The sequence below is a fragment of the Saccharothrix hoggarensis genome, assembly GCF_042678885.1.
Taxonomy (GTDB): domain Bacteria; phylum Actinomycetota; class Actinomycetes; order Mycobacteriales; family Pseudonocardiaceae; genus Actinosynnema; species Actinosynnema hoggarensis.
In genome coordinates, this window is record NZ_JBHTLK010000294.1 from 1 (window position 1) to 7309 (window position 7309).

Consider the following 7309-nt stretch of genomic DNA (forward strand, 5'->3'; position numbering starts at 1 on the left):
GGGCGCGGTCGTCGCCGGGCACGCGTGGCTCGACCACGGCCTGCACGTCGTGGCCGCGGGCATCGCCGGCGCGGTGGCCGTCGCGGCGGCCCTCGGCACCCCGATGGCGTGGACGGACCTCGTGATCGGCTCCTGGCTGATCATCGCCGCGATGTGGTGGCGCAGGCCGAGGACCGGCGGCCCGGTCGTGCCGGGAGCCTGACGGTTCACGACCTCGACGGCGGTGCGCTTGCGTTACCGTGGACGCCGCCCGGTCACCAGAGGGGGATCACGTGGTCGCTTCGGAGCGCCATCCGTCGGTGGAACTCGACGACGTGGTCCACCAGCGGGTTCGGCTCGGCATCCTCGCGGTCCTGCACGCCGCTGACTCCGCCGAGTTCCCCTACCTCAAGCAGTTGCTCGAACTCACCGACGGCAACCTCAAGCGCCACTTGGACGTGCTGGTCGACGCGGGTTACGTGACGACCACGCGCACCGAGAGCGGGCGGCGGCGCACGACGGTCACCATCACCGACGCGGGCCGCCGCGCGTTCCGCAGCGAGATCGACAGCCTGCGCCGGTTGGCCGACCTGCCCGCGCCGCCCGCGTGACGTGGACGCCCGCTCCGGGCGGGCGCCCCACGTCCGGCCGTCAGTAGCCGTTGGGCGCGCGCACGTCCACGAGCGGCGGGCGGTACGACGCAGGCGCGGCGTTGAGGTGCGGGCGGTCATGGGGTGCTCCAATCGGAACGGGTCCTCCGGGCGGAGAGCGGCGGACGAGCCACGCCGTCCGCAACTTTGCGATGCAAGGCAAGACGGTTGCAGCCACCCCGACGGCCGCGCGGCTGCGCCGTTCGCCGCACACCCGGTTGCTCGCCACCCGTTGACAGTTCTCGCCAACGACCCGTTCTGCCGTGTTCGGGATTCCCGGTCCAGCCGAATTGACATCATTCCCGACGAGTGGACCGGAATTCCCGGTCCACCGCCGCTGACCTCGGCGGTTGCGGTTTTTCACGAGCCGTTTCACCGCGATGGGTCACGGCGCGAACGCGAATTGTGCGACCCCTTGACGTGGGGTCGGCAAAGCGTTGAAATCCCGTCCTTCCCCTTTCGCGGTAGAAGACCGGGAGTTCGTCATGCGTCGTCGGAGAGCGCTCTCCGCCCTGCTCGTCACGTTGACCGTCACGGCGTGCGGTGATCACGGCGGAACCCCGGCCGACGGCTCCGGCGAGGCCGCCGCCAAACCCGTGGTCGGCGTGATCCTGCCCGACGACGAGGCGTCCTCCCGGTGGGTGGAGCAGGACAGCCCGAAGCTCGGCCAGGCGCTGCGGTTCGCGGGCGTCGAGCCGGTGATCGAGCACGCCGACAACGACGAGGCCAGGTTCGCGAGCGTCGCCGACGACCTGATCCGGCGGCGGGTCGACGTCCTGGTGACCACCCCGCTGAGCGCGGTGGGCGGCGCGGCCGTCGAGGCGAAGGCGAAGGCCGCCGGCATCCCGGTCATCAACTACGACCGGATCAGCATGGGCGGCCACGCCGACTACTACGTCTCGTTCGACAACCTCGACGTCGGCGAACTGCAGGCCGAGGGACTGCTGAAGTGCCTGGGCGACAAGCCCGGCGCGCAGATCATCGAACTCCAGGGCTCCCCCGCGGACAACAACGCCACGCTGTTCGCCGACGGCCAGCGCCGCAAGCTCGGCCCCCTGTACGACCGGGGCGCGTTGAAGCTGGTCGAGAGCCACGCGGTGGACAAGTGGGACGTCGCCGCGGGCAAGGCCGCGTTCACGCGGATGCTCGACGCGAACGGCGGCCGGGTGGACGGCGTGGTCGCCGCCAACGACGGCCTGGCGGGCGCGGCGATCGACGTGCTCAAGGCGCGTGGCCTCGCGGCGGGTCGGGTGCCGGTGACGGGCCAGGACGCCACCCTCGACGGCCTGCGCGCCATCCTGCGCGGCGACCAGTGCATGACGGTCTACAAGCCGATCCGCGACGAGGCCGAGGCCGCCGCGCGCCTGGCCGCCGCCGTCGCCAAGGGCGACCTGAGCGGCGCCGACGACCTGGCCACCGGCAACACCCGCGACAACGTGTCCCGGCGGGACGTGAAGTCGGTGCTGCTGGGCGCGGACCTGGTCACCCGCGACAACGTCCGCCGGCTGGCGGTCTCGGAGAACGTGGTCAAGCCGGCCGAGCTGTGCGCGGGCGACACCGCCCCGGCGTGCGCCGAACTGGAGATCCTGGTGGGGTGACCGGCGGGCGGCTCCCGCGGCGATCAGACCGGTTCGTCCGCGAGGTACGGCGGGGCGGGGTCGTACTGGATCTCGCGGCGGACCCGCCGGGCGTGGTCGCGGCCGTGCAGGGCGCCCACGAGCCACAGGGCGCTGTCGATGCCGGCCGAGACGCCCTGGCTGGTGACGACGTTGCCGTCCACGACGTACCGGGCGTCGCGGACGACCGTCACGTCACCCTTCTCCGCCAACGCGTCCTCGTAGTCCCGGTGGGTCGCCACCCGGCGGCCGCGGCCCGGACCGGCGGCGTGCAGCAGGAACGCTCCGGTGCACACGCTGACGACCCACGAGGCCGTCGCCGCCGTCCCGGCGATCCAGCCGGTGACGACGGGGTTGCGCGGCTGCGCGACGCGCGCGCCCCGGCCGCCGGGGATGAGCAGCACGTCCAGCGGCGGGTGGTCGGCCAGGGTCCGGTCGGGCAGGACGCGCAGGCCCTTGGCGCACCGGACCGGGTCCAGGCGCTCGGCGAGCAGCAGCGCCGTGTCCGCGTCGTCGCGGAGCTTCGCGGAGGTGGTGAAGACCTCCCACGGCCCCACGAAGTCGAGTTCTTCGACGTCGTCGAAGACCAGCAGCCCGTACGTCGTCATGATCGTCCCTCCGGGTTCGCGTCGTGCGAATCGTCGTAGTCGTGCAGGCTCGGTTCCCGCGCCATCAGCTGCTCCCAGGTCGGCCGCGACCGGCCGTACAGGTAGGAGCGCGTGCTGTGGTTGACGATGGCGGGCGCCTCGATGCCGCGAGGGAAGCCCGTCGCGGCCTCGGCGAGCCCGGTGGCGGGGAACGGCAGGTTGCCGTAGAGGTCCATTCCGGTCAACTCTTCCGCGTGGACGGCGCCCGCAGTCGGCGCAGGGCGAGCACACCGCCCACGCCCGGCAGGAACGCCCGCCACCGGACGTCCGGCGACGACTGTGTGAACGCCAGGGCGATGACGGTGACGTAGGCCATGCCGTGCAGCGGGCCGGCGACGGAGGTGATCTGTTCCCAGTGGACGGTCGCCAGGTTGGCCAGCAGCACGGTGATCGACAGCGCCTCGACGGCGGCGGCGACCCGGAGCCCGGTCACGGTGCTCACCGCGTTCACGCCGCCACCGAGCCCGGCCGGACGATCATGAGCACGACGACCGCCGTCCACACCAGGTTGTAGACGCCGGTGATCGCGGCGAGCGTGCGCAGCTTGCGGCCGTCGTCGGGACGGTCGAGCGCGTCGCGCTGCCGGGGGTGGATCTGCGTGGCGAGCAGCAGTCCGGCCGCGGCGGTGAGGACCATCGCCAACGTGATCCAGATTTCGCCCATCCGGTCCTGCACGACCGCCAACGCGATGCCCACCACCGGCACGACCAGGCCGAGCAACGCATAACCGCCCGTGACGCGGTGCAGAGCGACAGCGACGGCGCGGCTCCGTTCGCGCGACGCCTTCACGTCGGTGGCGGCGTTCGGGCGGTCCCCGGCCATCCCGGCGACCGCGCGCACCGGCTCACCTCCACCCGTGAGCAGTGGCGCGTACCGGGGGAAGAGGCTCGCGGCGACGGCCGAACCGCCGACGAACACGATGCCGGCGACCACGTGGATCGACAGCAACAAGTGGTTCATGAGGACTCCAACCTTCAAGGTGCCTGAAGCTTAGCGTAAGCTTCAGGCACCTTGAAGGTCAGTGGTCGATCATCAGTGGTCGGTCAGTGGTCGATCAGGAGAGGAACGCCGCCCGCACGGCCGCGCCGAGCCGCTGCTGGACCGGGTCGGCCGCCTCGCCGAACAACCGCTCGTCCACCTCGGCGATGGCCTGCCGTGCCTGGTCGAGGAGACGGGTGCCCTCCGGCGTGAGCTCGATCGTCGACGCCGAGCCGGGGCGGGCGTTGAGGTCGCGGACCAGGCCGGCGCCGACCAGCGCCTTCACCGCCCCGTGCACGGACTGCACGGTGGTGCCCGACATCCGCGCCAGCTCGCTGAACGACACCCCCGGCACACCCGCGATGTGACCGAGGAGCCCCAGCCTGCCCACCGTCAGGTCCAGCGGGGCCAGCGCCGCGCCCAGCTCGTTCTCGATCCTGCGCGCCAACGCGAGGACGACGATGGACGTGCTGGTCACAGGTGGACGTGGGCGGTCGTTCCGGTCGGTCACGGCCACAGTCTCCCGCATCGTCCCGCGCCCCGTGGACGACGAACGGCCGCCCGCCGAGAGGGCCGCCGCCTGTCCTCCGACACGCGGATGAGATGTTCCGGAACCGAGCAGGACTCCAATGCGTCATCATCTGCGTAGGCAGGGCGAAGTCAGGGGAGGTGTCGCCGTGTCCGTTGTGCCGGTCGAACACGGGTCGGTCGTCGCCAGCACCGGGGCGGGTGCCTGATGGCGGGCGAGAACCCACTGGTCGCCGCGCCGCCCGCCGAGCCGGGCGGGTTCATCAACGCGGGCACCGGCGACAACGGTTGGGCGACCGGCATCTCCATCGCCGAGTCCGCGATGGACACGTACAACGGCATCAAGGACGGCAACTGGATCGAGGGCGGCCTCGGCCTGGTGGGTCTCGCCGCCGACGCCGCCGCGATGGCCATCGACCCGTTCGGCACCCTGCTGTCCTCCGCCGCGTCGTTCCTGATGGAACACGTGCAGCCGTTGAAGGACATGCTCGACTGGCTGGCCGGCAACCCGCCCGTGATCGAGTCGTACTCCACGACGTGGAACAACGTGGCCACCGAGCTGGGAAAGATCGCCGAGGACTACAACGCGGCGATCAAGTCCGGCACCGAGGGGTGGACCGGCGCGGCGGCCGAGGCGTACCACACCAACTCGAAGGTCCACGGTGACGCCCTGAGCGGCGCCGCCTCCGCCGCCGGGACCGTCGGCACCGTCGTCGGGCTGATGGGCATGGTCGTCGCGTTCGTGCGCGAGATGGTGCGCGACCTCATCGCGGACCTGGTCGGCAAGCTCATCGCGTGGGTGCTGGAGGCCGCGTTCACGCTCGGCTTCGGGACGCCGGTGATCGTCGCGCAGGCCGTGACGGCGATCTCCAAGTGGGCCGCGAAGATCGCGAAGATCATCCAGGACCTGCTGAACACCATCAAGAAGGTCTCGCCGATGCTGAAGCGTCTGGTCGAGGTCTTCGAGAAGATCATGAAGGTCGTCGGGAAGCTCGCGGGCAAGGCCACCGGCCTCGACGTCCTGGACCCCAAGAACATCAAGCGGGGCGGCTTCCTCCAGACGGGCAACACCGACGTGGACGTGCCGTCCGGCTCGACGCGCGGCGGCGACTCGTCCTCGGGTTCGGACTCCGGCTCTGCCTCCGGCTCCGGTTCGGATTCCGGCTCCGGCTCGGATTCCGGTTCGTCTTCGGGTGGCGACTCCGACACACCGTCCTCGACCCGGCCGACCGACACGACGAGCACGTCGAGCACCACCACCGCGCCGACCGCGGACTCGCCGCGCGGGGGCGACGCCCCGACCGGCTCGTCGAGGCCGGGGCGCGACCCGAGCAGCGGGTCTGACGGCGACTCGCCCCGCGGGGGACCGAACCCCGGCGGCAACGGTCCGATGGGCGAACCCCGCGGCGGGCCGGCCGGCGACTACCGCGGCGGTCCGGGACAGCCCGCGCCCGGCGGCAACTACCCCGGCGGTGACCACCGAGGCGGACCCCCCGGACAGCCCGCACCCGGCGGGAACGTGCCCAGCTCCTCCATCAGTGGTGGTGGCACGGGTGCCGGTGGCGGTGCCGGTGGTCCGGGCGGTGGCGGTTCGCCCGGAGGTACGGGCGGCGGTGGCGGTTCAGGTGGCGGCGGCACTGGTGGTGGCGCCGGCGGTGGCACTGGTGGCGGTGGCACTGGTGGCGGTGGCACTGGTGGCGGTGGCGGAAACTCCGCACCGCCTCCGGCGCGGTTCGACCAGACCTCCGCGTCGACCGCGGCCACGGCCGACGCTCCCGTGCGGCCCGACCAGCCCCAGACCGGCGGCCCGACCACCGGTCCCCAGGGCGGTCAGCCCAACCCTGGCGGCACGCCTCCGCCCGGCGGCATGCCCGCCGGTGGCACGCCCGGAGGTGCTCCTGGTGGTGCGCCGGGCGGTGGTGCGCCCGGTGGTGGCGGTGCACGTCCCGGCTCCGGCGGCGGCTGGACCGGAACGCCCGGGAGCCGGGGCGATGTCGGCTCCGCCATCCCGGCGGCCCGAGGTCCGGAAGGTCCCCGGCCGTCCTCGTACGGCCCCACGCACAGCGGACCCGGCAACACTGGCCCGTCCCACACCGCGCCGAGTGCTCACGGTCCTTCCCACGCCGGCCCGTCGCCGAGCGGCACGCCCCACGGCGGTTCGCCGCACGTGGGTCCGGGGCCGTCCCACACGAGCCCCGGCAACGGCCCTGTCCACTCCGGACCGACCCACGGTGGCCCGCCGCACGCCGGTCCCACGCACACCGGTCCCTCGCACAACGGGCCGTCCAACACCGGCCCCGCCAACACGCGCCCGCACAGCGGCCCCGGCCCCACACAGAGCGGCCCGCCGCACAGCGGTCCGACCCACGGCGGGCCAACCCACACCGGGCCGACCCACAGCGGTCCCCCGCACAACGCGCCCGGCAACACGAGCCCTTCGCACAACGGGCCGGGCAACAACGGGCCGTCCAACGCCGGTCCCGGTCACAACGGGCCGGCGCACAACACGCCGCCGCACAGCGGGCCTTCGCACACGAGCCCGTCGCAGGCGGGTCCGCCTCACGGGAACCCGCCCCACCACGGCCCCGGCAACACGGGTCCGTCGCACGCCAACCCGCCACACAGCGGCACGCCCCACGGCAACCCGGCACCCGGCGGCGCACCGCACAGCAACCAGCCGCACACCAACGCGCCCCACACAAACCAGCCCAACAGCAACCAGCCCAACACCGGCCCGCAGAGCCGGGGACCGGCGCCGACGTCGCACCCCAACGTGCCGCACCAGCCGTCGTCCCCGCACGCCCCGAACCGGCCCTTCGACGGCCCGCCGCCCCAGCGTCACCCGGACGCGCAGACGCCGTCCCCGCGCCACGCGCCGGACAGCGCGCCTGCCCGGCACGCGCCGGAGCCG

General features: G+C 73.0%; 7 protein-coding genes and 2 pseudogenes. 4 read left to right on the top strand and 5 right to left on the bottom strand.

What is annotated here, in order from left to right; translation table 11 throughout:
* The 3 genes and pseudogenes from ACFQ3T_RS32600 to ACFQ3T_RS32610 all read left to right on the top strand — a co-directional run.
* Positions 1–202: pseudogene (locus ACFQ3T_RS32600) on the top strand (hypothetical protein); the annotation flags it as partial.
* 97 nt (positions 203–299) lie between these two features.
* Positions 300–590 (top strand): transcriptional regulator, encoded by a 291-nt coding sequence (locus ACFQ3T_RS32605; protein ID WP_380729316.1) that lies wholly within the window; start codon positions 300–302, stop codon positions 588–590.
* Positions 591–1114: 524 nt separating this feature from the next.
* Positions 1115–2227 carry a sugar ABC transporter substrate-binding protein gene (locus ACFQ3T_RS32610; RefSeq protein ID WP_380729318.1) on the top strand — a complete coding sequence of 371 codons (1113 nt, stop codon included), beginning with the start codon at positions 1115–1117 and terminating at the stop codon, positions 2225–2227.
* 23 nt (positions 2228–2250) lie between these two features.
* Here ACFQ3T_RS32610 and ACFQ3T_RS32615 read toward each other — a convergent pair whose 3' ends face one another.
* From ACFQ3T_RS32615 to ACFQ3T_RS32635, 5 genes are all read right to left on the bottom strand, one after another.
* The gene (locus ACFQ3T_RS32615; RefSeq protein ID WP_380729320.1) at positions 2251–2853 is read right to left on the bottom strand and encodes a DJ-1/PfpI family protein; all 603 of its coding nucleotides are present in this window, start codon (positions 2851–2853) and stop codon (positions 2251–2253) included.
* On the bottom strand, positions 2850–3077 hold the full coding sequence (locus ACFQ3T_RS32620) for a hypothetical protein (RefSeq protein ID WP_380729321.1): 228 nt from the start codon (positions 3075–3077) through the stop codon (positions 2850–2852). Before ACFQ3T_RS32620 ends, ACFQ3T_RS32615 begins: the two co-directional genes overlap by 4 nt.
* Positions 3074–3343 carry a DUF3817 domain-containing protein gene (locus ACFQ3T_RS32625; protein WP_380729323.1) on the bottom strand — a complete coding sequence of 90 codons (270 nt, stop codon included), beginning with the start codon at positions 3341–3343 and terminating at the stop codon, positions 3074–3076. Before ACFQ3T_RS32625 ends, ACFQ3T_RS32620 begins: the two co-directional genes overlap by 4 nt.
* The gene (locus tag ACFQ3T_RS32630; protein ID WP_380729325.1) at positions 3340–3852 is read right to left on the bottom strand and encodes a hypothetical protein; all 513 of its coding nucleotides are present in this window, start codon (positions 3850–3852) and stop codon (positions 3340–3342) included. The genes ACFQ3T_RS32625 and ACFQ3T_RS32630 overlap by 4 nt, the downstream gene beginning before the upstream one ends.
* A gap of 94 nt (positions 3853–3946) precedes the next feature.
* On the bottom strand, positions 3947–4348 hold the full coding sequence (locus tag ACFQ3T_RS32635; RefSeq protein WP_380729327.1) for a MarR family winged helix-turn-helix transcriptional regulator: 402 nt from the start codon (positions 4346–4348) through the stop codon (positions 3947–3949).
* A 258-nt stretch (positions 4349–4606) separates the two neighbouring features.
* Here ACFQ3T_RS32635 and ACFQ3T_RS32640 point away from each other — a divergent pair.
* Positions 4607–7309: pseudogene (locus ACFQ3T_RS32640) on the top strand (hypothetical protein); the annotation flags it as partial.